The 921-nt window shown below is 56.7% G+C and carries 1 protein-coding gene; it reads left to right on the top strand.

The window, feature by feature from the left end:
* Positions 1 to 830: hypothetical protein (locus tag RMSM_RS35930; RefSeq protein WP_236622440.1), on the top strand; the 830-nt coding region annotated here is incomplete at its 5' end.
* Positions 831 to 921 lie beyond the last annotated feature (91 nt).

Here is a 921-nt window from a genome sequence, read left to right as displayed (position 1 = left end):
AGCAGGCGATCTGTCCCATGCGGAGTGGGACGACGCAGACCCTAGTTAGAGAGAGAGCAAAAAAGATGCAGATCACAATTACTGGACCCCGAGGCGGCGGGAAGACTGTGGCGGCAATCGAAATCGCAAAGTTCCTCAAGGATCGCGGTTGCGAGGTTCGCGTAATCGGGGATGGCATGCATTCCACGTCATTTCTTGAAACGAAGGTCGATGAGGCCCCTCGCCCCGAAAGAATGCACCTTCCACTTCACGTGACGATCGTGGACTGCATGGATCGAGAGACAGAGTCCAGCGTGAAATGGAAGCGAGAGGAGGCCAGCGAGTCGCCATCGCCCCAACAGCCAACGGCAAAAGAGCGAATCGCAGCGGCAATCAAAAACGAAGCCCGTCGACAAGAGAAGCTCACCAAACGGGACGCAGGTGTGGCGGCGATGAAAGCAAAGCGAGCCGAGCGATTGGAGGCAGTTGTCGAAGCTTTATCGAGCGACATCACTGATGGTTCATTGTGGGATGGCACGGATTACGACATCCAGTTCGAGGAGCCCGATCAGAACGTGGAATATTTGAGGCACATCGTCCTGCTGACGGGCGATTCAGAAAGGTGCTTCTACATAGCGACAGTGTCCCAGGATATTCCCGAGGACGACGCCGACCATGAGGGCGTGGACGCCGACACAGAGCCCTATACGGTGACCGTCAGACACGCCCGTTTGATTCACGGTGGTTCCACGCACCAGATCTACTTCAAAGACATCGAGAACCTTGATGAGATCCGAGGTCGGATTGTGGATGCGGTGGTGAGCGCCATCGACCAAGCTTCGAGCCAGTAGCGCAAGCGGCGGGCAGTAGTGATCGATGGAACCGGCAGCGAAGCGACGCCCGCGTGGAGCCGGATCACCATTTTGAACCAATCGCACACGT

Source organism: Rhodopirellula maiorica SM1, from assembly GCF_000346295.1.
Classification (GTDB): Bacteria; Planctomycetota; Planctomycetia; order Pirellulales; family Pirellulaceae; genus Novipirellula; species Novipirellula maiorica.
This window is presented reverse-complemented; position numbering and strand designations above follow the sequence as displayed.